Below are 25,227 nucleotides of genomic sequence, written 5' to 3' on the forward strand. Positions count from 1 at the left end.
ACCAACAAGGGAATCCTTTGTAAGGAGATACTCCTTGAAAAAGTTTTCATAGACTGTGGTGACTCCTCGATAGACCGACCGTTTTGTTTTAGAACTCCGGACATGTCTGATTCCCGCAAGAAATTCATTCTTATCGCTCTAGGTTTGTTGTTAGGTGCTTGTTCGCAAGAACCAAAGGCCGTCATCCCCGCAAAGCCGGCCGCCGGAGTTATTTATGGGAGCGACACTCGAGAGGACTTGAACCAGGACGACAGAGATCCGATGGCCACGCAGACGGCCATGTTTATTGCGGATTCAAAGCTTCAAGGACCGCAGGGTACCTTAGCAGACCTCTATCCTCTTTGCAGTGATGAGCCCTTTCAAGATCAAGTTCGTTTAGGTTTTTGCTCAGGAGTTCTAATAGGTCCTAACAAAGTTTTAACCGCAGCTCATTGTTTCAACTCATTGAAGGATTGCCAAAAAACTTCAATCGTTTTTGGCTTTACCCATGACTCAGATTTGCAAACCACGCCGATTTATCGCTGCAAGAATATTTTGAATCACGAACAAACCAATCGCGCTGATTACGCCATCATTGAGCTTGATCGCCCTGTCACACATATCGAACCCGCGCAACTAGCGACCCAAGAAGAACTGGAATCAGCAAATTCCGTTTTAAGTTATTCCTATCCTTTAGGTCTTCCACTCAAAAGAGACTCAGGGGAAATCTCAGAGGTGAATCCAAACCTGGGGTTTTTTAAAGCAGCCGTTGATACTTTCAAAGGCAGCTCTGGCTCTCCGTTATTTTTGCTAAATGGAAAAGTCGCAGGCATTTTAAGTCGCGGCTCTGAAGATTATCTGGAAGACGATGAGTACCGCATCAAGACCCAAGGTGGGTGTTTGAATTTCCATCGCTGTAATGATACGAAGTCGTGCTTTGGCGAAACTTTCTACAAAACTTATCCGCTGCTTGAGATTTTATGAAATACATCCTTCTGACTTTGATTCTGGCTATCAGCTTTAATGCCTCTGCTATCACTTGGAAAATTTTTGGTGCTTGCAAAAACACTCCCGTTCATGAAGGCAGTTTCTCAGCCGATCTCACAAAATCTGTTGGCGATATCAGCATCGAAATTTTCGATCTTCATAAAATTCCGTATGTGGGATCTGCAGAAGGAATTAATTCGCTGATCAACTCTCCGATCGGAATGGACTCGATCGAAGTTGTTTCCGACCAAGAAATGCGTGTCTATGGGTGGTGCTACACGGTGAACGGCAAACAACCCAAAGAAATGCCTCATCAAATTCAATTCAAAAACCAAACTGATAAGTTGACTTGGTTCTATGCTTACTCGACGAATAAAAATAACGAGTGGACCGACTATTGCTCACCAGCCTATTGGATCAAAGCCGTTCAATTCTGCGGCAGATAACGCACTCCTCTGCCTAAAAGGGACGACCCGCTTCCCGTCTTTGGTCTAGCTTAATTCCTCACATCTGGCCTTCGTTGGGGTCAAAACCAGACCGATAAGAAGTTACTTATGAAGTATCTCATCTTGTGCTTATTTGTCGCTGTTGTGGGCTTTTGGATCGGTCGAAAAACTCCGGTTCCAACGGCAGCACCTGTTATTGTTCCACAATCTAAAAAAGTTGCTGTTGCTCCCCATCCGGATTCTCATTCCGAAGGAATCGTGGAACAAATTCAACAAGGTCGACAACAAGCCCAAGAGTTAAAAGACCTCGCAGCCGCGCCACAAATTTCACCTGAAAAAATGCAGGTGCTGCTCGCTCAAGTTAAAAATAAAAAAGAATCTTTGATCCTCCGTCGTCAGGTCGCGTTTACTTTGCGCAAGCATATGGATGAGTCGCAATGGCGTATTTTGCTCAGCCAGATGGACCCTCGATTGAAGGAAGCAATTTCTCTCAATTCAAATGAGCTTTTAGAGGGTTATATTCGTGCAAGCCGCTAAAAGATTTTTTCCATTTTTTATTTTTATCGTCGCCGTATGTGCTGGCTACTTCACTCGTCCGGTTTCTGGAAGTACAGATCAAAGTTCTCTTTATGACATCTCCATTCAAAATTGGGATCAGATTGCGTGCCTCAGCAAAGAGGAAAACCTCAAGCTCTATCAAACGCTTCATCTGAAAGCGAACGTCAATCCTTCAGACTGTGAATCCAAGATTGATGGACGCTTTAACAAAGTCATCGCTTTTTTAGTTAAGAATCAACTTAATATCCATGGCGATGCCTTCGGCGATTTGACCGATCTCTTGCGTGATCCCATTACGTTCATTTCGGAAAATGTTCCGGAATTGGATTTTGATCTTAATCAAGACAAGTCCATTGCCTACAATGCCATGCAAAGAGCTGTTTACCTAGGCGGCGACTTTTTCCGTATGGACCCTTATGTTTCAGTTGCAATTCTTCTTCATGAAGCTTGGCATTCGGTCAAGATAGATCCAGGCCACGAGCGTTGTACGACCGGTGATATCGCTCAAACCAAAGGCGGCTGTGACCAAACATTTAGCTTAGCTGGCAATATGATTGGTGGATACAGTGTGACGTTTGCGTACCTCGCAGCGCACGGGCTCTATAATAAATCCCTTCCGAAAGAGAAAAGAAAAATTTTAGTCGAAGAATCTTTGGTGCTCTTAAGTTCTCGCTTCAATACGGGCGTGCAAAGCTATGCTTCTGTGGTCGAGGGACTCGTGGTCCTGAACAAGGACCGCGACATTGAGTTGGTTCATCCTCTGCTCAATGTTAAAAAAACATTGGTTCAGCATTCAGAAAAATTTGCACCGAAAAGACTGGCGTACAATCAAAGCAACGGCGGTGTTTTTATCTTTACCGAAGATATGAAACTTTATGAATGGGACAAATTTAGACCTATTCAAAGATACTATGCTGATATTTTTAAAGAAGATCAAAAAATCATCGATTCGACACGCTTGTACTTGGCTGTTGACGACTATGCTTACACCAGCGTTCTTCTTGACGACAATGTGATCTATAAGGTTGAATCCGGATCAGGGAATGATTGGGCTTTAGAGCCAGCCCTGCGTCCCACGGAAACAGCCTTGCAAATTTCTACGTATCATTTGTACTCGGCGGGTTTTTTGGACCAAAACGGTGATGTCTATCGTATCATGCAGCATGGACGAGGTCGCGGAAAGCCCTACATGCGCGACGAAAGTATTTCCAGGGCCGGTGTGCGTTTTCGTTATATCACCGGAGGCGTGAACACAGATTCATTCTGGGGTGTCACAGACCGGGGCGAAGTTTACTACATGATTGCAAACGAGCTTTTGCAACTCACAGGGCTTCCGAACGAACCGATCGTGAAAATCCAGGTCACTCACCTTGGTGTTTACGTTTTATCGGAACAAGGGCATCTCTACCACTTGCCAAAAAGCGAAGTGGGTCGCGGAGTATTCCAGCAGATTCCCATGCTTGATGATGTTCAAGATTTTGCTGTGACCAAAAACTTGGTTCCTCAAGGTAATAAATTTGACGAACTGCCTGAGACAACAACAGGTTGTACCGGAAAGCCAATAGCCGCAGACCCTTACTTCCCCCATTACTATTGGTCGTTGGATCAAGGCCGCTTGTTTTTTGGAGATAATAAAAGCTGCACATGGGTCGCAGATGAGGTGACGAACTTCTTCTTTCAACATGCCCCGACTCAAGACTTTTCCGAGTTCAGAGCGATTCTGAAGCAAGGCAATAGAGCTCGCGAACTCCGCATGTGGGCACCCTTCCCGTTTCGCTAATTACTAACGGTAGTCGTGTAGATAATCGATACGCTCAGGAACCCACGGTTCGTGAGCGCCTTCGAGTTCATAGACGTGGCCTTCTTCAACCCGCTTTTCCTTAAGCGGACTGACTGTTGGCTCGTAAGAAGGATACAGCAAGCCTTTTTCGACAAAGTACGTGCGTAGCTCTAAATACGCACTCTCTCCTAGAACTCCTCTGCGAATAAATTCGTCAAAGCTCTTCATAAGTTCTTCAGGAGTATAGCCGTAATTATAAATCATATCTTGAATGACAGAGTACACGCCGTTGAGATCCAAACGACGATCTTGGAAAAGATCAAGGGCGACTTGGAACGTGTTATAGGTTGCCAGCGTTCGGCGGCCAAATTTGAGGTAGTAATCTGGATCTGTATCCGTTGCGAGATTAATATAAATCTTTTCAACCGGATCGTTCTCAGGAATTTGTGCCTGGATTTCTAAAATCGTGTCGACCTGCTCACCTGACACGTTAAAGCCTTCAAGTGTCGTGCGAATTTCGTGCGCTCCTAAACGGCGTGAACAAATATCCGAATACAGATTATAGATAATCGCATCTGTTTCGCTGTCATCGCCCCAACAAATTTGACGAACATTCTCCGAACAATGTAACCGAAGTTGCATCAGAGCTTGCAGCTTATAACCCACTTGCTTCGTCAAACGCCAGAAGCGTCCCGGGCGAAGATTTGCCAAATTGTCTTTATAGAAACAACCGAATGGACGAATCGAATCCAAGGCGAATTTTTCCGAGATACGCTCTTCCATTTGCGGTGGCGAGGCCGTGATAAAATAAATTGGAAAATACATGTAACCCTTTTGCTGCTTGCGATTATCAGACAAGGACTGCAAAAGAGTATTTGTTCCCGGAATATTTTTTTTATTCAGAGCTTTTTCTAAGATCGTGGTGAGCAATCCAGACAGTGAATCAATAGTCGTATCAAGATAGGTTTTATCGAGGTCCCAAATAAAGACCTCATCATGGCTCTTCTCCATCCCCTCAGAGACGTAACGGAAGAAAACCACATCACCATTCATTTCACTGCGATCGCGCCAATCAGACATGGGATCATTGTCTCAAGACAATGATTTCTTGGCAAGACTCTTAGAAACAACCTGTACCGGCTGCAGGCTCTGGCAATTGACGGCAACGAATCTGAGCTTTGGAACACTTCAGACGCAAATGGAAGTGCGTGTTATGATCTGTGTCCGCACTCAAGCGGCGCAAAGTTTCATAGACATCGCCGGACTTATCAGACTTCTCAATCTCACCATTTTTAATAGCCAACTGACACAGGGCTTTTTTAAGAGTTTTATGAATAAAGATGCGATCTACCAATTTGGTCTTGTTCACCATTTTGAAAAGACCCCATTGCTTTTCCAGCATCCAACTGCCGTGTGGCTTATCGATCGTAACTGCCGAAACAAAAGACCTTTGCAGATTTTTGCTCTCAAAATAAAATGCCACATCGGCGTCTAGACCAGTTTGGTGGGACTTGTGGGTTCCAAATTTCCCACCTTTTTCTTTCGACATATCACCGATCGGCAGGATATAGCCTGGAACTTCTTTTTTCGTATAAAGACCCATTTGCCCGATGATATAAACCAATTCATTTGTTCCAAAGTGACTTTTTCTTTCGGGACGCAAAATATAGAATCCTGCAGGAGCATGATGAGTCATATAGTCCAATGCACTGATCGCATTCGCAAGATGACCGTTGTTCACGGTATCAATAGCTTGCGTGACTTTTTTGATCGACGGTTTTGCTTCTTTAACTTCGCCTTCAACAGGTTTTTTCTCTTTTGGTTTGATCTCTAACAAATCTTCAATGTCTTTTGCAGGATCACCCACGTAACGACCCCCACCTTGAATGGCTTCGTCGTCCTCGTGCTCATCCTCCTCAGCCACTGGATTCGGCTTTGGACTTGGCTGCGGCTTCTCAGGGACTGCCGGCGCTTCCACGACCGGAGTTGGAGCTTGTGGCTTTTCTTGAATGGCTTCAACCTGATGATGATAGATCAAGTCATTGTGAGCGACATAGATATCGATAAATGAAGAATAACAGTCGTGATCTGGCCCTAAGCATGTCGCCTTCGCAGCTAACTTAATGTCAGATGGAATTCCCGTTCCCCGCCCCGTGGGTTTTAAAACGATAAAACCCTGATCGTCCGCTTGCCCTTCCAGATCCATATTGAAAGTTTTAAGACCCGCCGACTTCGTGTCGATAAGTATGACCTGGCCCGAAAGACTCATCGATTTTTTTTCTTCACTGTATTGAGTCTTGATATCTTCAACTCGAATACCACCACGAACTATATCATAGCCGTCTTCTTCAACGACCAGCGGGCGCTCAAATTCCGGCATCGTGCTTTTCGCAGTAGCGGGTTGATCGACAGCACTAAACCCCGAGCCACAACCTGCGAGGCCCCACGTGAAACTTAGAATGAGGAAAAGAACCTTACTTTTCATCTGTCTAATAGGAATGCAGAAAACATACTGGCGCTAAAGAGGGCTAAATTTCTGCTGAGAGCTTTGCCCATGAAGTAATTCCCAGGCAGTGACGAATGGGGCGCGACAGTCGGCCGTTGGGAGCAGAGATTGCATCACTTTCATTGAGTAAGTCATATCAGATGGTATTTAGAGGTATATTCGAGATGAAGCAGTACGTAGTAGCTTTACTGACAATATTTGTTCTTTCCACGGCTTTAGTGTCTAAAGCTTGGGCAGTCGATAATGGGACCGCGGTTACCGACGGCGAATTCGTTGGTGAGCCTCTTCCACGCCACGAAAACAACCCGCAACGCAAAGTCGACCTTCCGAAAGGATGGGTTCCATCAAATGGAACAGATACGACGGATTTTGAATTTGAAGAACGCCTCCTCGACACCGAACAAGTTGTTGAAAAACCTTATGTCTATGAAATTCGGGTTGGCAAAGGCGAAGTCTATACAATCGATATCAACCCTACTGCTGAAGAAATTAATAAGAGCTTGGGCTTTGCAATGCCTGAACGTTTTAAGCAAGAGTACATTGCCAAGGGCTGGGCTCTTCCACCTGAGTTTAATTCTTTAGAGCCTTACGAAAGCATGAATCAAGAACAACAAATCCGTTTCCGCCGTATTCGTATCGCGTTTCTGCGCGGGATGGCACGCATTCTTCATTATTCCCAATGGGGTATCAGCGCTGGTATTCTGACGAAGGATACTTTGTCTTATTCCTACCGCAAAGTATTTCGTAAAGAAATCACACCACAAGAAAATACCCTTAAGGAACGTCGGCACATCTTTATTCAAAATTTTTTGACGTCCATGAATCACCGCCTTTTTTATCAGGCTCCGCTGGTTGTTGATAAAAATGAATTTGGTTTGACGGCTGCTTTTGGAATTATCGGACTGTCTGGCGCACGTGAAAAAGGTTTCGGCGGATTGACCGAGATAGGTTTTTCAATTGGTTATAATATTGAACAAAAAGCATTTGTCTTTGAGTTTACGATCACTCCCGAAAAATTCCATCACTCCATGGCAGCCGCATCGGTTATTGGTGTGAACTATAAATTGGGTGCGTACATGACTTCCACACCTAAAGGAAACGAAGCCAAGAATATTAAAAACATTACTAGCTTCTACCCTCCTATGATTCCTGGATTTTCAACGGATTCGTCTTCATTTGCGGCTTTTGGTTTGAGTTCTGGCTTTGGATTGCCACCTCCACCACTCGCAGATTTCTTGACGTTCAGTTTGACCGGGGAAAAGTACAAAATCGTTCGCGTGACAATTCCGCGATTTATCATCTCTGGATTTCCCCGCATCAGCGTTGGCGAGATGGGGAAATTGATGGTTGTCACAAAGTCCGGTGTTATGAGCGCCTACGGTTTCTTGTCAAAACGTTTTGAAGCATGGCGCGGTCAAAGAACTTGCAGTAGCGTCTTTTCGTTTTAGATTTGCCGCCGTCCGTTCTTTTCGATAGCCTTGAATTCATGAAGCGCTATGAACATTCGTTTGCAAATTTTAAGTGGATTGACTGCGAAGGACCTTCGCAGTCGGATTTAATGGAACTCGCAAATGAATTTAATATCCCCTTGCAACCTCTCGCGAATTGCTTAGATCCAGAACATCTTCCACACGGCGATGTCTTCGATAAAACAGTTTATTTTATTTTGCGACATTACGATGTGAAGGCAAAACCCAAAGCCGGAACTATGCAAGAACTCACGACGAAACTTGTGTTTTTTGTCGGTGCAGATTACGTCTTAACTATTCATCGTGCTTCCTTGAACTGCATTGAAAATAAAAAGGTCAAAGCCGATTTTGAAATGCTCAACAAATCTGATCTGGTTAAAAACTTGATCGTCGCGACGCTGGCGAGTTTTGATCCCCCTCTGGATGAATTGGATGCAAAAACAGACCAAATCGAAGAGCGCGTCTTTGCGCTTCGCCGTCGCAATATTTTAAGACCTGGTTATTTGATCAAACGTAAAGCCTCGGCTTATCGCAAAATCTTTAAATTTACTTCTGATGTTTTGACGAAGATTCAAGACCCTCTGGGCTTCTCGTCAAAAGATCTATCTGCTGTACGAGAGCCTTTAGACAAATTGATTTACTATGCCGACGACAACTTTGAGGAGATCACGGGACTGTTGTCATTGCATCTGTCTTTGATGTCGCAAAAAACCAATGAAGCTTCCTATCGGACCAATGAGATCATGCGCGTTCTCACGGTGGTGTCGATCTTCTTCCTGCCATTAAACTTTATTACTGGCGTTTACGGTATGAATTTTGAGCACATGCCCGAACTGAAATCCGAGCATGGATATTACGTTATTTTAGGCATCATGCTTTTCGTTGTGACCATGATCAGTATTTGGATCTTCCGCAAGGGGTGGGTTTCCAAAGAAGATATTTAGCTTCTTATTCGGACTTCTGTGGCTGGCGCGGTTGGACTTGATATACGAGATCTTTTGCAAAGAACTCGCTTAACCAATCACGCTTCGACTTAAACAAATCACTCTGAAATTGTTTGAAACCGTCAAAGTAAACTTGCCCCGTCGCACTTAACACTTTGTATTCAAACTCGACGCCAGTTTTGTTCAAAGTATAGTAAGTCGCCGCTTCCGCGAAATCCTCGTACGAACTTTGAGTCGAATAGGGTGTTACAAAATTAGTTTTTGCAACTTCTGCATAAGTCGCCTGCATGAACTCAACGGGAATAGTTTCTTGGCAGTTATAAAAACACAATTTTCCAGCCAGGGGCCACGTTGAGTGCCATGCCGGGCCTGGAATCTTCAATTTGTTCAACTCTTCGTCTGGAACTTCCGGCGGAGCCATAATGGTATAAGTTGTTTCTCCCCAACTCAGACGCGAAAATGATTTTTCACCGCTTTGGCATACGAAGAGATATGGTTGGTGCTCGTCCTCTACACAGTCAGCATAGTTAATCTCATTAGCGCGATTCATATAATCAACAAGATGATTTAACTCGTGAATGATGACCGATAGGTATTGTGAAAACTCGGGCGGAACTCGATCAATAACCTGAGGTCCCAACGGCGAAGGTTTACGTTCTGGATCATTCGGTTGCGATAAACCAAAGTTAAGCTGCTCTTTCCAACTGAATAAGTCATCAGTAACGGATCCTTTTTCCAGAACCTCGGGACGAAGTCCGATCATATTTCCGATACGAAAATATTCAGGTCCCGCAATGCCACTGGCATACGCGATACTATAAATATTATTTTGGATCTGCACTCGATTCAGGTGACACATCACCTTTTGATGAAATGGTGGAAGCTCCTTCACAAAGTTTTGGAGGGCCGCGATCTGCTGAGGCTGTACTTTCTCAAATGAACAATTTTTATCGAAACCCAATTCTTTATCGTCTGAAACGCAAAGGATCTTAGCCAGATGACTATCACAATCAGGGTCGACTTCGACCGTTGGAAAATCTTCTGCATTGCTCAAAGTTTCGACAATAAAATCGTGCCCCAGCCGCTGGATCTGACGGGACTCATTTGCCCCTGAACAGGCTGTCAGGAGCGTCGGAAGAGAGGATACGAGCAAAAGTTGCAGGAGCTTTCTATTCATAGGGACCTCCCAATGCAATCCAAGGGCCATACTTCTAGTGTCAGATCGCCCTTTCCCCTATGACCTAACGCCCCAGAAATAGTAATTTAGGAAAGGTCGATATAGGCTTCGGGCATGGGTACAAATATACAAGACGTCGTTATTGTCACTACGGGTGGAACCATCGAAAAGACTTATGATGAGTTCGATGGCTCTCTTCAAAATCGTGGCACCAGCATTAAAAATCGCATTCTTTCCAAAATGCGCCTTCCCTACACGAACATCCTGGTGCATCCGCTGATGAGCAAAGATTCTTTGTATATGACTGATGAAGACCGCGTTTTGATTGCAGCTACCGTGCAAGATGAAATGAAGCGTGACTGCCCCATTGTGGTTCTACACGGAACCGACACGATGAGTATTTCGGCGGAATTTTGTCATAACAAAATTTCTCATCCCAATGTTGCTGTCGTGTTTACCGGTGCGATGATTCCGATGGGATTTGACGATAGTGATGCTTCTCAAAATGTCACCGAAGCTCTTTTGGCGGCAAAACTATTACCGCCGGGTTTTTACATCTCATTCCACAACCAAATCTTTAAACTTCCCAATGTACGTAAGAATAAAGACAAAGGGACTTTCGAATCGTTCTAGATTTTTTTGAAAACCCAGCGCGAGATAGAATAAATGATCGCGCAAGAGACGAAGGCTGCGGCACCTAAGCCGCCGCCCAAGCCACGAGCCAGCGGAATCAAGAAAATATAAATCAAGGCGAATAGCAGGCTGGCAATGAGAACTCGCTTGGCCCCCATTCTGGATTTATCCGTCATACCGACAAAGGTGGCTCCAAAAAAAGCAGCTTGTAAAGGCATCATTTTAAAATCTGCCGGGATCAGACTTAAAAGTCCGCAAAACACCAAGGTCGATAAGCACGACGCTCTTATTGTTGAAAGTTTAAATCGATGAATCAGCGCAAAAGTTGACTCCGCTCCTAAAACTGCGACCGTAAAAATTCCTGCTGTCATAATCATAGCCAATGCCTCAATGCGACGCCTAAGAGCGACGAAATAAAGGCAATCAATCCTAAACGTCCACCGATTCCTGTGATCCGACGATATGTCAAAAAGTAGATTCCACTTCCCACGGCAGAAACGAAAAGAATCTGCCAAGGACCTGCCTCAACGACTCTCGAACCCATGGCCACAAAGGCACCGCTGTAGATCGTGGCGTGTACATGTGTTTTCTCAATATGCTTGGATTCTGGAATAAAGGTCCCCAATAATCCAGTAATTGCGGCCGCTACAACCGCTGTCAACTTGTATTGAGCCTGTAAAAAGAAGCAGAGGTAGCAGCCTGCTAGGAAGAACAAAAACTTTAAAATCCAAAGTTGGAAGTTGCGAGCAGAGATGGTCAAGAATCCTCCGAAAGGAAACCTAAAACTATCATTAACAATTAGGCCTGTGAAATAATCCTTTTAGGTGACCGGACGATTCAGTAAGAATTATACTTCTGTCAGTAGGTGTGAAAATGAAAAAGAAATTCTACTCGGAATTCTATCGGTTCTTCCTCAATCTTTGGCCGTGTATTTGGAGCACGGGAGGCCGGGTTACTTACATCTCCCCCGACTTTACTCACCTGATCGTGCGTTTGAAACTGACTTGGCGCACTCGCAACGTGGTCGGAACAATTTTTGGTGGCAGCATGTATGCGTCGACAGATCCGTTTTTCATGTTGATGCTAATGGAAATCCTCGGCAAAAAATACGTGGTATGGGACAAGGGTTGTACTCTTCGCTTTAAAAAGCCTGCGAAAAAACCCATTTATGCCGATTTCAAAATCACTCCCGAAATGCTTAAAGAAGTGACTGATAAAGTGGCCACCGAAGGACGTACGACTTTTACTTGGACGATTCAATACAAAGACAAAGAAGACGTTGTCTATGCTGAGTTCGACAAAGTCCTATATGTGGCGACCAAAGAGTTTTACAAAGAAAAGCTGAAACTCAGTGATTCAGCCAAAGCTTAAGTTCTCGCGCGAGCCTGAACAAAGCTGTAAAAGAAAACAGCGTTAGGATCACTGGCAACCTTGTGCATCTCTTGCTTCATTCCTTCGACAATTTCTTCGGAAACAAGGCCCGCTGCTATCAACTGTTCACTCGCACTCAGAAGTAACTCTGTCCAATATTCAATACAGTCTTTCCGTGCTTGTGGGCGGCGGTTATCAAGGAACCAGGTTTTAATTTCGGTGCGGATATCGTGATATCCCAGTTGCATAAAGAAATTCCCCAGCTTCGCCCCAACAAAAGGATCTCCTTTTTGTTCCAATTGGTACTCATTAAATGCCATCCAGTACTTCCAAACATTTGGAGAATAAGGATCTAAAAAAAACGAGGCATTCATAACTTCGGTTGCATAAACGACAGAGCCTGGGCGCAACACCCGGCGTACTTCTGACAATACGCGAATTGGATCTGGAACATGCTCGAGAATCCAACATAGAAAAGCACCGTCGAAGGAATTGGCTTGAAAGGTCATCGCTGTGGCATCCATCTGATGAAGCTCAAAGCGATTTTCAGCACCTGGAACAGCGCTCAAACGATGGCGGGCGGCACTTAATTGCTTGTTGCTGCGATCAATACCCGTGAGTTTTAAATCTGGGAAACGACGCAAGAGAATTTCACTCTGCGCCCCCACACCACAACCGACTTCGAGAAGATCTTTGCAATTTGAGAAATTAATATTTTGATAAACTGTATATTCACCGAAACGCGCCTGTTTGCTTAGGCGTTCTTGTTCTTCTTTGGTGAATCCATGCAAATAAGGAAAATCAGCAGACATAGAAACCTCTTTCCCCCCACTTTCTAAGTGAGAAGGCTCATTCCTAAAAAGAATCCCATTTTATTGCGAGTTTGGGAAAGGCAATCCAATCTTCTTTTTCGGGAAATCCTTCGGGGCGCGATTCAGTTTGTCCTTTAAAATCCAAAAATGCCGTTAAGGCACAAATAAAGGCTTCAAAAGCATGATTGTTTTCGATCATCAGTTTCACATCTTGATCATAGACAAAAGCGACATTGTGACTGCTCAAGCCTTGTAAAAGTGCGCGGCGACTCTCGTCTCCGCCGATCGAATGCTTGTGAAAACGCAGATGCGACTTCATCACATTCAAAGCCCGACCAATACGCCAAACCGAAAGTTTGGGAAAGACTTCGATACAATTTAAATCCAAGCGTCGCTCAAGGTACATCGCACGTGCAAGTAAGGGCGCGGTATTAGATCCCATCGCGTGCGAGAGTGAAAACGGTTCTTCCAACTCGGAAGCAAGATACATCTCCACACAGCGTTGTGTGTACGGAGTAAAAAGCTTCCGCGGTTTTTTCTTTTTGTGAAGTTTACGGGTATAATTCCACATCCACTGGATATGAGGCTCTTTACTCTCATCATATCCCGGGGTTTTCTTATCGTTCATCAATGAGAGCGGAAAATGAAAAGGCACATCAAATGCAAGGGTGTCGATTTCACCGTGATACTGGGCGATGATTTCTTCAATTTTAAAATCAGCGGAGTGAATTTCGTCACTTTTGATTTTCTCAACCAACCGAGACAGGAAGACTTTTTTGTGTTTCGGATAGTATTCAACAACGGCGAGGCAAGCTTTGTCAGCTTTACCTCCACCCAGCGAGAGGCCGATAAAACGATGAACTTCACCAGCGTGCGACTTGGAAGTCGCTGCTGTTTTCTTCGTCGTTTTTTTCTTTACAGGGGATCGACGGGTTTTGCGTCCATCACCTGATAGCCGGCTTTTTGACATGCTTCTGCTACCTTCGCTCTGTTTTGAGGAGGACACCAAACAAGCACGCAACCACCGCCCCCTGCTCCACAAATTTTAACAGCCTCAGCGCCATTCTGCAAAGAGACTTCCGCCAGCTGATAAATCTCCGGACTTGAAAATTCGGGTGCCAAACGAACACGAGCTGCAAATTCACGCTTAAAGAGTGGCCCCAAAGATTCCCAACGACCCGAGCGGATAGCGTGTTCAGTTTCAATCGCCACAGCCTTGAGGTCTCGCAGCGCCTGCAAAGTGCCCTCATCTTTAGCGACAGAATCCTTCATCACTTCAAAATTATTTAATCCAGAGTGATGAGCTTTCCCGGTATAGACCAACATAAATTTGTCAGCGAGAGGAGTTGCCGACACCGGCAAAACTTCCTGTTGGATACCATCGTAACCATAACGAAGAACATTCAAACCACCGGAGGCTGCAGGATAATAATCTTGAGTTCCTGTGGGTGTATTTAAAATTTCAGCTTCGATATTGTGGGCTGCATGCACCATCTGATGCACATCTTTGAAAGGTTTGTTGCAAAACTGCGAAAAGGCTTTCATTAAACTGATCGTCAGACTGGAGCTTCCCCCCAATCCCCCACCCACTGGGCTCTGTGAAGACGTCTTAAGGTAAAACCCCTGTTGTGGTTTCCAATAACGAAGCTGAGTTTGCAAAAGAATCATCGCAGGATCTTTATCCGCTAAAGCTTCCGCAAGATCTGAATAGGCTTTACGGATTTTTAGATCTGATGTTTCTAGGACAATTGAAGAATCCGGATGCGGATTGATTTCTGCCGTGGTGTAAACGTCGATGGCGACATTCACTGTGGAAGCTCCATGGATAAATAAATACAGCGGCCACAAATCCAAGGTTCCACCAGCCAGATCCACTCGCGTGGGTGACTTTACGACAATTTTACTCATTTTCTTTTTTCTTTCTTATCCGCGATCATCGCTTGATGTTCATCATCGGCACCGTGATCTTTAGGAGGTGCATCTGACTTTAAAGATTTATAGTCAGCCGCGATCAGTTTATCCAAAGCTCCCGGTTCCATTTTCATTCTGAACTCAGGATCGGAGACTTCTGCATAGATGGCAAAGTCTTTTGCTTGTCCGACCTGGGCTTTCCACGTTTTTTTATCCATAACGAGGTCTAGGGTAAAAAGCGGCTTCAGACTTGGAAGATCTTTTTTCTCAAGATACTGAGATCCTTTGGCATCCGCGATGGCCTGTAAAAGATCGCGGACCTTATTTTGATCCAAAGCGATTTTTTCTTGCATAGGAGCTGTCCAACGCCCATCAATCATTTTAATGTGCAGCAGACCGGCTTTGTTTTTAAGTTTAATCTCATCCACACTGCCAATTTTATGACGAAGGAAGCGGCGATCTCTGAAATCCAAATTTGTCTTGTGCGCCTTTTTTTCCCAAATTGAATTAAGAACAAGCACGCGGTTTTCCTTATTTCGACGGGCAAAAACGTTGTCTTCGAAGTTTTTCTTATCGGACACTTCAAAGCTGTCGGATTTTCCAGCTGTGGTTGTTAACGTGATAATAGCCGCTGGCTTTTCTAAACCGTAAACAGTCCAGTCAATATCTTCACCCTCTTTGGCAACATCGAGAATTTTCTCTGTTGCCAGTGATTTCACATAGTCATCAACATCTTCGTTGGATGCATTGTCTTTTAAAGGTTCTTGCAATGCCCAACCATCGACAGAGCGCGTGAGGAGGATTTTTTCGTCCGGTTTTTTGATTTCCACTCTGTCGACTTGATCATAAGGGACTAACATCAAACGAGATTCTTCCATCTTCGTTTCAGATGTCTTTTGTTCTTGGTAGTAGTCATAATAGGCGTATCCACCAAATAACAACAAAGCTATTACTAGAAGAGAGCGTCCCTTAACTTTCATTAGGCATTTCTCCTTCTCATCCAAAGGCCGATGCTGGCACCTAACATAAGGATAGGCAGAGGAATGATGAAAGCAAATAAGAAAATACCAAACTTGGTTTCTGTCATAAACATCTGTGTCGCTTGTGCTTCTTTCGGAGTGATACTGATCAAATTCTCTTCTTTAGCCAAGGACGCAATCGAGTTTAAAACCAAATCGCGGTTGAGGTTTTGATAAAGCAATTGATTTGTCAAAAAGTCGACGTCGCCGGCAACAATCATCGAAAACGGTTTCGTTCCACCGGGCCATGTTCCCGTCACTTCATCGACCAACGTGTAAACGCCTTGCGGTCCTTCCGCAGAAACGCTCAAGCTCTTAAACGCCATCGCCTCATTAGAAGTTTTCACGATCTCATCGACTTGAATTCCATCGACACGATCCACTGTTTTCAGAGCCTGAGGATAACGGAATAAAGTAATTTCGTTTTTAGGAAAAGCCTTCGTAATCTTGTTGCTCATCGAGAACGTCGAACCCATGACAGGTCCCTGGTTGACTCCACGACCCAATTTTGTTTCGACAACGTTCATGATGTAATCGTTTTGCAACTGAATGCCCGCTTTGTTCACAATCTTTTCCAGACCCGCAGAATTTTGTGACTCAATAGCAAGGAACAAGCTGCCACCGCTCTTGAGATACTCTTCAAGAGCAGTAATTTCAAACGGCTGAAAACCCTGAATCGCACCGGCAATGACAATCACGTCGGCATCGGCTGGGATCTTTGGATTTTGGCTTAGCGGTAAAGGCAATACCGTATAACGGCTGCTTTCCAAAAGAGTTTTGAGAGATTTAAGACCCAAACCTTCTTTGGCTTCATCCAAACTCATCTCACCGTGACCAACAGTAAAGTAGATCGTTTTATTTTTTTCACGAGTCACTTTCACCAAGGCACTTGTGAATTCTTGCTCGTCAATTTTCTCTACACGCGTACGGCGGCCTTTATAATCCATAAAAACCACGCCACTGCCTTTATCCACGCCATATTCTTTAGAAACGTCTGGTCTTTCGTTCACCTCAACGAAATCCAGAACAACCTTCGGGCTTTGATCTTGGTACTTCTTGATCAGCTCACGGAATAAACGACGATTCTCTTCATTTCCTTCAACGCCTTTCTTGTAGAAAAAACGAACCGTCAAATCCGAGTCCAGCGACTTAGCAAGCTTGATCGACTGATCAGCAAGGGTATTGGATTGAGAAACTGAGAAGTCCCAAGTCTTTGCATGACGAACACCTAAATAGTTCACTACTGCAAGAAGCGCGATCATCAAAATGATCAAGACCCCCATGCTCATGCCTTCTTTAGTTGTCTTCATTGTAAAGAATTCTTTGAAAAAGACGCGGTCTTTAATCAAGGCCAAAGCAAGGAAGAAAATCGCTAGTCCCAAAGCCAACCAGCAAAAAGGAACCCACTCGCCTAAAAGGTAGCGAACAATACTCATTGATACGAGCGAGATTCCGGCAAATAAAAATGAAATCTTACTAATTTTGCTCATCACTATCTCCAACGGGAAGATTCAACAACTCGTTCCGCCAAAAAGCAGAACAACACGATGATGCTGAAGAAAAAGATCAGTCCATTGCTGCGCACGGTGCCTTCTACAAGACCGGACAAATGCGTGCTGAGGGAAACATGCTCAAAAATCTTACGTGCCATTTCGCTATCAACGATTTCGGAGCCGATGCCGATAAACCAGATCGAAACATTCAGAGTCACCGACGCCACATAGGCCACGATACTATTTTCTGTGAGTGACGAGCAGAAAAGATCCATGGCTGCGTAAACGCCTCCAACCAAGAAAATTCCCACGAAGGCAATTAACAGCGGGCCCCAGTTCAATTTTGCAAACGTGGCTGTAGCGGCCGGATAAGCAAATGCCAAAAGCACAATTCCGCCCACGGCACCCAGCGCCGCAAAATATTTGCCCAGGACAATTTCTGCGGATGTAACCGGAGAAGTCAGAAGCAAATCAAATGTGCGAAGTTTCTTTTCTTCCGCAAAAAGTTTCATCGTCAAAGCTGGCACCACAAAGATCAAAAGGAGATTCAGGTAAGACAACTGACGAAGAAACACGCCATAATGAATGTTCAATTGATTTTGCGGAACTCCCTGCTGCATCACGTAGTTTGTGAGAAGTTGCGAAAACAGATTCAGCTGAATTGGATACACCCAGCTAAATACCAAGCTCACCAAAAAACAAATCACCCAAAAAGTAGAATTGAAATAAAAACCTTTCAGTTCTTTTTTACAAATCGTCAGTGCGCCGTTCATGCTGGGCCTCCGGATTGTCCATAAGTCAATTTCAAGAAGACGTCTTCAAGATCCAATTTCGATGGGCTGAGTTCGATAAGTCCCAGTCCGTTGTTCACCAGGCGCGATGAAATCGCCTCGATGATTTCCTCTCCGCCCTGAACATCCAAGCGCCATTCCTTGTGACTTGCGCCCATGTGCAGACCCACCACTTCGCGAATATCACCTAAAACTTTTTTCATATCGTCGACATCTTTGCGCAAGCGGATTGTCAATCGACTTTGGCCTTTTTCCATCGTTGCCAAGTGATGAATGCTATCTTGGATAACGATCTTGCCTTTGTTGATAATGATGATCTTTTCACAAGTCGCTTGCACTTCAGGTAGGATGTGCGTCGACAAAATGATCGTGTGTTGGCCTTTTAAAGCTTTGATCAAATCACGAATCTCGGCCACCTGTTTTGGGTCAAGACCTACTGTCGGCTCATCCAAAATCAAAACTTCAGGATCTGAGACAATGGCCTGTGCAATTCCGACACGCTGTTTGAAACCTTTCGACAGGTGATGAATCAAACGCTTTTGCACTTCACCCAAGTTTGTTTTTTCAATCGCCATATCGACCAGCTTCTCAATTTTTTCTTTAGGAACTTGCTTGAGTGCCGCTACATAGCGCAGATAATCGCGCACATACATATCCGCATAAACGGGAGGCGTTTCCGGCAAATAGCCGATGCGCTTCTTAACTTCTAAGGGATTTTCGAAAACATCAAATCCAGCAACCGACGCCGCTCCACTGCTTGGAGCCATAAAGCCTGTGATGATTTTCATCGTTGTCGATTTGCCAGCACCATTGGGCCCAAGAAAGCCAACGACGTCACCTTTATTGACAGAAAAATTAAGATGATCAATCGCGCGCCGTGGACCGTAGTCTTTGGTGAGATCTTTGACTTCAATCATGCCTGGAATCTCCTCTTAAAACAGATGAGAAAATTCTAGACCCGCTCGCGCTCGAGTCAAACTATTAACGCAGAGTGAAATTAAGAGTTCTTTCTGAGTGATAAGTGACTCGTCCCAGCTTATCGCCTTTGATCGGGCGAACAAAGCGACATTCCACGATCACAACGGCTACTTTTTGCCCCAGCATCAGCGATTTTGACGATAAAGACTCACGCGCTACCCAAGCTGCCACCTCTTGAATCTCGGAATCTTCAACTTTCTGGTCACGCTGGCGATGAAGAATGGCATGGGCTCCGGGATAGTCTTTTAAGTGCAACCAGTAATCCCAAGCTTTGGCTTGACGAAGCAGTGCTAAATTATCCGCAGCTGATTTTCCACAGTAAGCAACAGCTCCCGATGGCAATGTGAGCTTACGACCACGAGCATCGGTTTTCTTCATCAAATCATCAAGATTGGTTTTCGCAGGTTTCTTATCTTGAAAACGTGCCTTTTCGAGCGCCTCGATTTCTTTTTTTAGAATCTCCAAGCGCTCTTTGGCACCTTCTTTTTTTCCAGCAAGCTGTTTGGCCTTGGAAAAAGTGTTTTCAATATTCCAACTCAAAGATTCAGAAGCATTGACGAAACTTTTGAGATGCTCAGGGACATCCAAAGTTCCGTGAGTTTTTAAATACTGACCGGCTTCGATCCACAACTTTTCTTTTTCGGCTTCTAGCTGTTTTTCGATATCCACCAAAGCCTTTTGCTTTTTCTCGATATCTTTTTGTCGCTGTTTTTCCCATTGCGCTTGCGGATCCAGAGACGGTTTTTGCGCCCCCTGCTGCTGCGCAAGCCACTCGTTATGGATGGCTTCAAAACTGCGCGGCTCCGGAGGGTTTTCCACGACCGGAGCTTCTCGAAGCTCCAATGGTTTTTCCCAAGCGATTTGCTTTCCTTCCGTACGCACAATCAAATTACTTTGCTTCGGAATCAGGTGAACTTCGACTTCACATTCCTTCTGGGTATTTTTGAAAGCAAGCTTCACCACGCGGCCCCATTTTTCTTCGATCACGAGATCCTGCAAATAGAGGTTACGAGCATGCGAATTCAGAAAAAGAGCCACGGGTTTGGTTTTCGGCGATTTCTTAAATGGACAGTGTTTTTCAAAAAGCAGCATCATTGGAGAGTTCGGCACAAGGTCTAGGACCAACCAGTACGTCGCTCCGGCCTGAAAGGACAAAGCTAGACCTCGATCGTTCGCGACGATTTCTTGAAGTTGTGCCCCTTTGAGAATGGGCGCCATTTCCAAGACGAAATTCCTAAGTTCTTGCTGAGTCAAAGCCTTCATAACGACCAGTTTCGCACGCTTGCTAGAAAATTTCTATCTGTGATGCTCAGGTTCGTAAATCCGACGCCGATACTTGTAATGTATGAAAAAAGACCTTCTATTAGAACTGATTGAGACTCGCCTGCAAGATACGAAACGAATGAGAGAAAAATCCCACGACTTTATTCAACGTGTGGTGCACCTTTACGTTCTGCAATTGATGAAACAAGGAAATATTCCTTTGGGCTTTCAGGAAGATGTCTTGGCTGATATTGAAGCTGAAGCCATCGAAATTTACCGCAAAAAAACCTATGGTTTCTTAACTCTTGAAGAATACCGCCGCCATAAATTCCATCAAAACGACGACGTCTAAAATTAAAAATTCGCACAGGAGAGGCTACTCTCCTGTTTTTTCAATAATTGAATAATACAAGGGCCCAAACCCGCACGTGTCGGGTAAAAATGCGACACCATACTCGGTACGTTCACCACCGACGCCCGTTTCTGCGTCTATCAGCTTTACTTGAGTTTTTTTCTTCTTCAAAAGTTTTTTAATCACTTCATCGTTTTCTTCCGGACTGATGGAACACGTAGAATAAACGATGCGCCCACCTGGTTTCACAGCTAACAAAGCTGCCGCTAAAAGCGAGTACTGACGAGTTGCCAAGTGCTCGGTGCGACGAGGACTCCAGTCATCTTGAGCTGCTTGATTTTCCAGAATATGTCGCTCTCCTGAACAAGGAGCGTCCAACAGAATTCGGTCAAAGCTGTTAGGCTCCTTGAGGCCAAACTGAACACCATCTTTACCCGTGACCCAAACACGGTCGCGAATCGTGCGCGGAACATATTGTTGGATGACTTTTTTCAAACGCTCACGGCGTTCCGGAGAAAGGTCATTACAGAAGATTTCTCCTTCTTCTCCCAGTCCCTCGATCAAAATCAAACTCTTGCCACCAGGAGCGGCACACATGTCTAATACCCGGTCGCCACTCTGTACATCGAGCGCGCGAGCCACCATCACACTCGCAGGGTCCATGATATACACATCTAAGAGTTCATCTGCGTTTCTCTCAGGCTGACAAGGCTCGCCTTCCGCCAACCAGTAACACCCTGGAAGTTCAGATTTTTCAGGGAGCGCGCTCCATTTTTTTGTTTTGGCATCGTCAACGGGACTCAAATTATTTCGGCGCGCGACTTGCTGTTCGCGTTTTTGCAAAGCTGCGAACAAAGCGGGCCAACGATCTTTAAAGACATCCGAAAAGTATTTATAAAAGCCGTGGGAAGTTTCCATAAGATCTGACCTTACCACTTTTGCCCCACAAAAACAAAGAGCCAGCTCGGGAAGAACTGGCTCTAAAGCGATGTTTGCTAGGTTTTAAGATCTTTACTGCACCGGGTTTGCAGGTTTTTTATTTACCTTTTCGTAGTAATTGCCACGAACGGCTTCTGACTCTGGGAAGATTTCGTTTCGGATTCTTTGTGAATCAATCATTTTAGGGTCCGTGCCCATACATCTTTTTTGAACTGAACACACAACTTGAGAGTTTAACAGCTGACCTATTTTATCTTGAAGATAAGCCCCTAAAAGAGATTTATCATAAATGCGTTCCATATCATTGAGAGTGGAATCAATGCCATTCTTCTTTAGATCAAGCTCCATCAGACCCATGCGCAAATCCGCGACACGCAACTTGGTGTTCAAAAGCTTATTGTCATCAATAACCTTGTTTTGCTCTAGTACCGTATTGCCGATATTCTGCGCGGCTTTCACACTCTCGGTTGCGGCACCTGCCACTCTCTTTTGCAGAGCTTCACCTTTAAGTCGAGTGAGTTCGGTATTGATTTCTCCCGCCTCTTTTTTCATCTGATCCAACTTCGGGATCACGTCTGTTTGCAACTTGGCGACGTCTTTGTTGGCTTTCACGAAAAGGTCACGCTGTTGATCCGTCAACGCAACAGTGGCAGAGGGATTGCCTTTTGATACGGCTTCGCTTGCAGATCGAAGTGTCGCAAAAGAAGCATTCACACGCACTTGCGTTTCGTTGATGGGTTTTTCAATTTCTTTTTTCTTCGCTTCAAGCTTTGCAATCTCTTGATTAATAACTTCAAGAGAGCGCTCTTTGACTTCAGCATAAGCGGTAGCTGCCATACCGAGCACCACGCACATACCCAATGCATTCCGCAACACAGAGACCTCCCACCTTTTATTCAGATTAGAGGAGGTCTAAACAAAATGCGAATTTTCGGGCAGTTCTTTAGCCGAAGGTCTGGCTCTAATTGATCCCTAGCGACTTATAGGAAAGCGACAGACAAACTCGGCCCCACTTCCCATTTCACTTTTGATGGAAACTGTTCCGCCGTGGCTTTGCATGATGTGCTTGACGATAGCGAGCCCCAAGCCCGTGCCACCAGCATCACGCGTGCGGCCCTTATCAATACGATAGAAACGCTCGAACAGACGATCCAAATGTTCCCCCGGAATTCCTGGCCCATCATCAATGACACGCAAAAGAATTTGTTCCTTATCGCGCTCCCACCGGATTTGCACAGATTTACCTGCAGGAATGTACTTCACCGCATTTGAAACAAGATTGCGAAGAACTTGTTCTACTTTACGAGCGTCCGCCGTAAAAGGAGGAACCTCTCCAATCACACGAATGGAAATATTTTTTCCCGAGGCAAGAACTGCAAGTTCCGTTACGACATGCTCTGAAATCTGTAAAGGATCAATTGTCTCAAGCTTCAATTCTGAATGCGAATCCAGCGCTGACAAGCTTAACAAATCATTTACCAAATCCATCAAGCGGTCCACGTTACGAGAAACGATATCCAAAAACTTGCCCGCTTGCGCGTACTGATTCTGCTTTACATCTTCTTTGAGCGTATCGATATAACCTTTAACGGAAGTCAGAGGCGTGCGAAGTTCGTGAGACGCATTACCGACGAAGTCGATGCGGATTTGCTCGGCCTTTTTCATATCCGTGATATCGTGGAAAATCCCTACGACTCCATATGTTTCGCGGGTTTTTTCGTTACGGATCGGGTTTACGGACACAGAAAAATATCGAGGTTGATTATCAAGCAACGTCGCAAGTTTCACAGAGAATCGATGCCCGCGTCCCGTGCGAATGGTTTTTTCAAAACCTTCTAAAACGTCTGAAGAACGGATCGCTTCTTTCAGACTCAAGCTGGATTGTTGCAACTGATTGCCGGTTAAGAATTGCGCAGCAAACTGCGAGTTAAAATAAAGAATTTTCTCATCCAAACTCACGCTGACGAGGCCTTCGGCCACAGCACTCATAAATGCTTGAGATTCTTCTTGGGCTTGTAAGTACTGCGCCTTACGACGCTTCATCTTTTTATGGATTTTACTAAGAGCCAAATCCAGCTCCGACAAATCATCGAGCTCATCATCCAATAAATCTTCGTCGTTGGACTCAATCAAACCTTCGACCGCGCGCTTATTAGAGATACGCAGAGCTTTTAAGATCACCCGCTGAATCGGTCGTGCGAAACGATAGGATGTCAGTAACGACAACAAAGCGCTGAATACAAAGAAATTTAAAAGTGCTTCATTGTATACGAAGGGACGAACTTTATAGCGAACGTCGATAACAACTAGAATTGCGAGGAATAGCAGGTTGAATGCTATCCACTGAAGAAAGAAAAACTTCCAAAATAATCGTTTCGGGAATCCTAAAAATCGCTTCATGCGATATCCATCTTAACCCGATATCCCACTCCACGAATAGTCTCAATCTGATCGCCAAAGCCACCTAGTTTTTTACGCAAACCAAAGACATGAGTATCAATAGTGCGGCCAACCACATTGATGCCCTCACCTTGAATACTCTCAATCAATTGTTCACGAGTTAGAACGCAGCCTTGATTTTGCACCAACGCGCCTAAAAGCTTAAACTCAGACGGAGTCAGGTGCAAAGGTTCACCTTGATATGAAACTTCGTAAGTTTTGAAATTCATTTTAAGTCCCGCGACTTTAACCTCTGATCCAGAAGCAATGGCCGGAGCCATGTCTTCGTTTGAACGACGGATTAAAGCTTTAACGCGAGCAAGGAAAACGCTGGGATTAAATGGCTTGGTGACATAGTCATCAGCTCCGCGCTCAAGTCCCGCGACGATATCGTGGGGTTCGGCCATAGCTGTCACCATTAAGATACTGGACTTTGGTACTTTGGCTTTGATCTTTTCAACGAAATCAACCCCTGACATTCCAGGAAGCATCCAATCCAACACAAAAAGTTGGTAGGAGCCTTTATCGAGTTCAACCATCGCTTCTTCAGCGGAACCGCATTCAGTCACACGGTACCCCTGTCGCAAGAGATGCAAAGCCATCAGCTCGCGGATCTCTTGTTCATCTTCAACGACTAGAACTCGAACGTTTCCGTCAGCCAAACTTTCCCCCATGGCGGATGTCCTTACCCGTAAAGGCAAAGATCACATCTTCGGCGATATTCGTCGCGTGATCTCCCAAACGTTCTAAGTTCCGCGCAATCAAAATCAAATCAAGTCCTGCATCTACATCTTCAGGGTTTCCTTTGATGTGTGCTTTGACTTCTTTAAATACTTTATTTTTTAGAGCATCAATTTCGTCATCCATAGACAGAATAACTTTTGCTTGCTCTGTATCTCCACGGACAAAACAATCCAACGAGCCCTTCACCATACGACCCGCAATCTCCGACATTTTTTGAATATCATTCAATTGCTGAATAGGTTTGTGACTTAAGTAATCCTTGCCGGAGTATGAAATATTCACAGATTGGTCACCCATGCGCTCAAGATCGTTGTTGATCTTGATAACAGATAAAATCAAACGAAGATCTTTAGCGACCGGGCCTTGCTTTGCCAAAAGATTCATACAAGCCCCGTCAACGCGGATATGATCTTCGTTGATCTGGCTTTCGATTTCATGAACTTGAGCAAAAAGCGAAAGATCCTTATTTAGGAGAGCCGTAATCGCTAGCGACAATGCCTTCTCAACATGACCGCCCATTAGCAAAATCATTTTTTTAAGGTCTTCTAATTGTAAGTCGATGGCTCTTTCCATCTCACTCTCCCATCCATGATCTATCTTAGTTTTTAGAGGAAAGACACCGCTTAACACGGCATC

Annotated in this window: 27 protein-coding genes; 9 read left to right on the forward strand and 18 right to left on the reverse strand. The window is 44.7% G+C overall.

The window, feature by feature from the left end:
* The first annotated feature begins 102 nt into the window (after nucleotides 1-102).
* The 4 genes from ACLWOR_RS16995 (at nucleotide 103) to ACLWOR_RS17010 (ending at nucleotide 3,750) form a co-directional block, all read left to right on the forward strand.
* Nucleotides 103-963, forward strand: a complete 861-nt coding sequence (locus tag ACLWOR_RS16995) for a trypsin-like serine peptidase (protein WP_413942005.1) — start codon at nucleotides 103-105, stop codon at nucleotides 961-963.
* Nucleotides 960-1,412 (forward strand): DUF4430 domain-containing protein, encoded by a 453-nt coding sequence (locus ACLWOR_RS17000; protein ID WP_413942006.1) that lies wholly within the window; start codon nucleotides 960-962, stop codon nucleotides 1,410-1,412. The genes ACLWOR_RS16995 and ACLWOR_RS17000 overlap by 4 nt, the downstream gene beginning before the upstream one ends.
* 108 nt (nucleotides 1,413-1,520) lie before the next feature.
* Nucleotides 1,521-1,949, forward strand: a complete 429-nt coding sequence (locus tag ACLWOR_RS17005) for a hypothetical protein (RefSeq protein ID WP_413942007.1) — start codon at nucleotides 1,521-1,523, stop codon at nucleotides 1,947-1,949.
* Nucleotides 1,936-3,750: a hypothetical protein gene (locus ACLWOR_RS17010; protein WP_413942008.1), complete on the forward strand. Its 1,815-nt coding sequence runs from the start codon at nucleotides 1,936-1,938 to the stop codon at nucleotides 3,748-3,750. The genes ACLWOR_RS17005 and ACLWOR_RS17010 overlap by 14 nt, the downstream gene beginning before the upstream one ends.
* Before the next feature lie 3 nt (nucleotides 3,751-3,753).
* Here the strand turns inward: ACLWOR_RS17010 and ACLWOR_RS17015 are convergent, their stop codons facing one another.
* Together ACLWOR_RS17015 and ACLWOR_RS17020 are read right to left on the reverse strand one after the other, a co-directional pair.
* Nucleotides 3,754-4,830: a phosphatase domain-containing protein gene (locus ACLWOR_RS17015; protein ID WP_413942009.1), complete on the reverse strand. Its 1,077-nt coding sequence runs from the start codon at nucleotides 4,828-4,830 to the stop codon at nucleotides 3,754-3,756.
* A gap of 40 nt (nucleotides 4,831-4,870) precedes the next feature.
* On the reverse strand, nucleotides 4,871-6,235 hold the full coding sequence (locus ACLWOR_RS17020) for a penicillin-insensitive murein endopeptidase (RefSeq protein WP_413942010.1): 1,365 nt from the start codon (nucleotides 6,233-6,235) through the stop codon (nucleotides 4,871-4,873).
* 185 nt (nucleotides 6,236-6,420) lie between these two features.
* On the opposite strand from ACLWOR_RS17020, the gene ACLWOR_RS17025 reads away from it, so the two are divergent.
* Both ACLWOR_RS17025 and ACLWOR_RS17030 read left to right on the forward strand, forming a co-directional pair.
* Nucleotides 6,421-7,704, forward strand: a complete 1,284-nt coding sequence (locus ACLWOR_RS17025) for a hypothetical protein (RefSeq protein ID WP_413942011.1) — start codon at nucleotides 6,421-6,423, stop codon at nucleotides 7,702-7,704.
* 38 nt (nucleotides 7,705-7,742) lie between these two features.
* Entirely contained in the window at nucleotides 7,743-8,669 is a 927-nt protein-coding gene (locus ACLWOR_RS17030; RefSeq protein WP_413942012.1) for a CorA family divalent cation transporter, read from the forward strand.
* Between the two features lie 4 nt (nucleotides 8,670-8,673).
* On the opposite strand, the gene ACLWOR_RS17035 is transcribed toward ACLWOR_RS17030, so the two are convergent.
* The gene (locus ACLWOR_RS17035) at nucleotides 8,674-9,846 is read right to left on the reverse strand and encodes a hypothetical protein (RefSeq protein WP_413942013.1); all 1,173 of its coding nucleotides are present in this window, start codon (nucleotides 9,844-9,846) and stop codon (nucleotides 8,674-8,676) included.
* Between the two features lie 114 nt (nucleotides 9,847-9,960).
* Here ACLWOR_RS17035 and ACLWOR_RS17040 point away from each other — a divergent pair, with 114 nt between their 5' ends.
* On the forward strand, nucleotides 9,961-10,479 hold the full coding sequence (locus tag ACLWOR_RS17040; protein WP_413942014.1) for an asparaginase domain-containing protein: 519 nt from the start codon (nucleotides 9,961-9,963) through the stop codon (nucleotides 10,477-10,479).
* Here the strand turns inward: ACLWOR_RS17040 and ACLWOR_RS17045 are convergent.
* A complete protein-coding gene (locus ACLWOR_RS17045) occupies nucleotides 10,476-10,856 on the reverse strand; it encodes a hypothetical protein (protein WP_413942015.1) in 381 nt (126 codons plus the stop codon). The genes ACLWOR_RS17040 and ACLWOR_RS17045 overlap by 4 nt on opposite strands.
* Nucleotides 10,853-11,239: a hypothetical protein gene (locus ACLWOR_RS17050; protein WP_413942016.1), complete on the reverse strand. Its 387-nt coding sequence runs from the start codon at nucleotides 11,237-11,239 to the stop codon at nucleotides 10,853-10,855. Before ACLWOR_RS17050 ends, ACLWOR_RS17045 begins: the two co-directional genes overlap by 4 nt.
* 113 nt (nucleotides 11,240-11,352) lie before the next feature.
* Between ACLWOR_RS17050 and ACLWOR_RS17055 the strand changes: the two genes are divergently transcribed.
* On the forward strand, nucleotides 11,353-11,850 hold the full coding sequence (locus tag ACLWOR_RS17055; RefSeq protein ID WP_413942017.1) for a DUF4442 domain-containing protein: 498 nt from the start codon (nucleotides 11,353-11,355) through the stop codon (nucleotides 11,848-11,850).
* On the opposite strand, the gene ACLWOR_RS17060 is transcribed toward ACLWOR_RS17055, so the two are convergent.
* The 8 genes from ACLWOR_RS17060 to ACLWOR_RS17095 form a co-directional block, all read right to left on the reverse strand.
* Entirely contained in the window at nucleotides 11,847-12,662 is an 816-nt protein-coding gene (locus tag ACLWOR_RS17060; protein ID WP_413942018.1) for a methyltransferase domain-containing protein, read from the reverse strand. The two genes, ACLWOR_RS17055 and ACLWOR_RS17060, sit on opposite strands and share 4 nt — an antisense overlap.
* Before the next feature lie 43 nt (nucleotides 12,663-12,705).
* Nucleotides 12,706-13,632: a DUF429 domain-containing protein gene (locus tag ACLWOR_RS17065; RefSeq protein WP_413942019.1), complete on the reverse strand. Its 927-nt coding sequence runs from the start codon at nucleotides 13,630-13,632 to the stop codon at nucleotides 12,706-12,708.
* Nucleotides 13,578-14,570, reverse strand: a complete 993-nt coding sequence (locus ACLWOR_RS17070; protein ID WP_413942020.1) for a galactokinase — start codon at nucleotides 14,568-14,570, stop codon at nucleotides 13,578-13,580. The genes ACLWOR_RS17065 and ACLWOR_RS17070 overlap by 55 nt, the downstream gene beginning before the upstream one ends.
* Nucleotides 14,567-15,553 carry a DUF4340 domain-containing protein gene (locus ACLWOR_RS17075; protein WP_413942021.1) on the reverse strand — a complete coding sequence of 329 codons (987 nt, stop codon included), beginning with the start codon at nucleotides 15,551-15,553 and terminating at the stop codon, nucleotides 14,567-14,569. The genes ACLWOR_RS17070 and ACLWOR_RS17075 overlap by 4 nt, the downstream gene beginning before the upstream one ends.
* Nucleotides 15,553-17,082: a GldG family protein gene (locus ACLWOR_RS17080; protein WP_413942022.1), complete on the reverse strand. Its 1,530-nt coding sequence runs from the start codon at nucleotides 17,080-17,082 to the stop codon at nucleotides 15,553-15,555. Before ACLWOR_RS17080 ends, ACLWOR_RS17075 begins: the two co-directional genes overlap by 1 nt.
* Before the next feature lie 2 nt (nucleotides 17,083-17,084).
* A complete protein-coding gene (locus ACLWOR_RS17085; RefSeq protein ID WP_413942023.1) occupies nucleotides 17,085-17,858 on the reverse strand; it encodes an ABC transporter permease in 774 nt (257 codons plus the stop codon).
* Nucleotides 17,855-18,793, reverse strand: a complete 939-nt coding sequence (locus ACLWOR_RS17090) for an ABC transporter ATP-binding protein (protein ID WP_413942024.1) — start codon at nucleotides 18,791-18,793, stop codon at nucleotides 17,855-17,857. Before ACLWOR_RS17090 ends, ACLWOR_RS17085 begins: the two co-directional genes overlap by 4 nt.
* Before the next feature lie 64 nt (nucleotides 18,794-18,857).
* Nucleotides 18,858-20,117: a DUF814 domain-containing protein gene (locus ACLWOR_RS17095; protein WP_413942025.1), complete on the reverse strand. Its 1,260-nt coding sequence runs from the start codon at nucleotides 20,115-20,117 to the stop codon at nucleotides 18,858-18,860.
* A gap of 82 nt (nucleotides 20,118-20,199) precedes the next feature.
* Between ACLWOR_RS17095 and ACLWOR_RS17100 the strand changes: the two genes are divergently transcribed.
* Nucleotides 20,200-20,469 carry a DNA-dependent DNA polymerase gene (locus ACLWOR_RS17100; RefSeq protein WP_413942026.1) on the forward strand — a complete coding sequence of 90 codons (270 nt, stop codon included), beginning with the start codon at nucleotides 20,200-20,202 and terminating at the stop codon, nucleotides 20,467-20,469.
* A 24-nt stretch (nucleotides 20,470-20,493) separates the two neighbouring features.
* Here ACLWOR_RS17100 and ACLWOR_RS17105 read toward each other — a convergent pair whose 3' ends face one another.
* From ACLWOR_RS17105 to phoU, 5 genes are all read right to left on the reverse strand, one after another.
* Entirely contained in the window at nucleotides 20,494-21,387 is an 894-nt protein-coding gene (locus ACLWOR_RS17105) for an RsmB/NOP family class I SAM-dependent RNA methyltransferase (protein ID WP_413942027.1), read from the reverse strand.
* 93 nt (nucleotides 21,388-21,480) lie between these two features.
* On the reverse strand, nucleotides 21,481-22,284 hold the full coding sequence (locus tag ACLWOR_RS17110) for a hypothetical protein (protein ID WP_413942028.1): 804 nt from the start codon (nucleotides 22,282-22,284) through the stop codon (nucleotides 21,481-21,483).
* Between the two features lie 96 nt (nucleotides 22,285-22,380).
* The gene (locus ACLWOR_RS17115; protein ID WP_413942029.1) at nucleotides 22,381-23,808 is read right to left on the reverse strand and encodes a sensor histidine kinase; all 1,428 of its coding nucleotides are present in this window, start codon (nucleotides 23,806-23,808) and stop codon (nucleotides 22,381-22,383) included.
* Nucleotides 23,805-24,521 carry a response regulator transcription factor gene (locus tag ACLWOR_RS17120; RefSeq protein ID WP_413942030.1) on the reverse strand — a complete coding sequence of 239 codons (717 nt, stop codon included), beginning with the start codon at nucleotides 24,519-24,521 and terminating at the stop codon, nucleotides 23,805-23,807. Before ACLWOR_RS17120 ends, ACLWOR_RS17115 begins: the two co-directional genes overlap by 4 nt.
* Nucleotides 24,502-25,164, reverse strand: a complete 663-nt coding sequence (gene phoU / locus ACLWOR_RS17125; RefSeq protein ID WP_413942031.1) for a phosphate signaling complex protein PhoU — start codon at nucleotides 25,162-25,164, stop codon at nucleotides 24,502-24,504. Before phoU ends, ACLWOR_RS17120 begins: the two co-directional genes overlap by 20 nt.
* Between the last annotated feature and the right edge of the window lie 63 nt (nucleotides 25,165-25,227).

Source organism: Bdellovibrio sp. HCB2-146 (assembly GCF_047345725.1).
GTDB lineage: Bacteria > Bdellovibrionota > Bdellovibrionia > Bdellovibrionales > Bdellovibrionaceae > Bdellovibrio.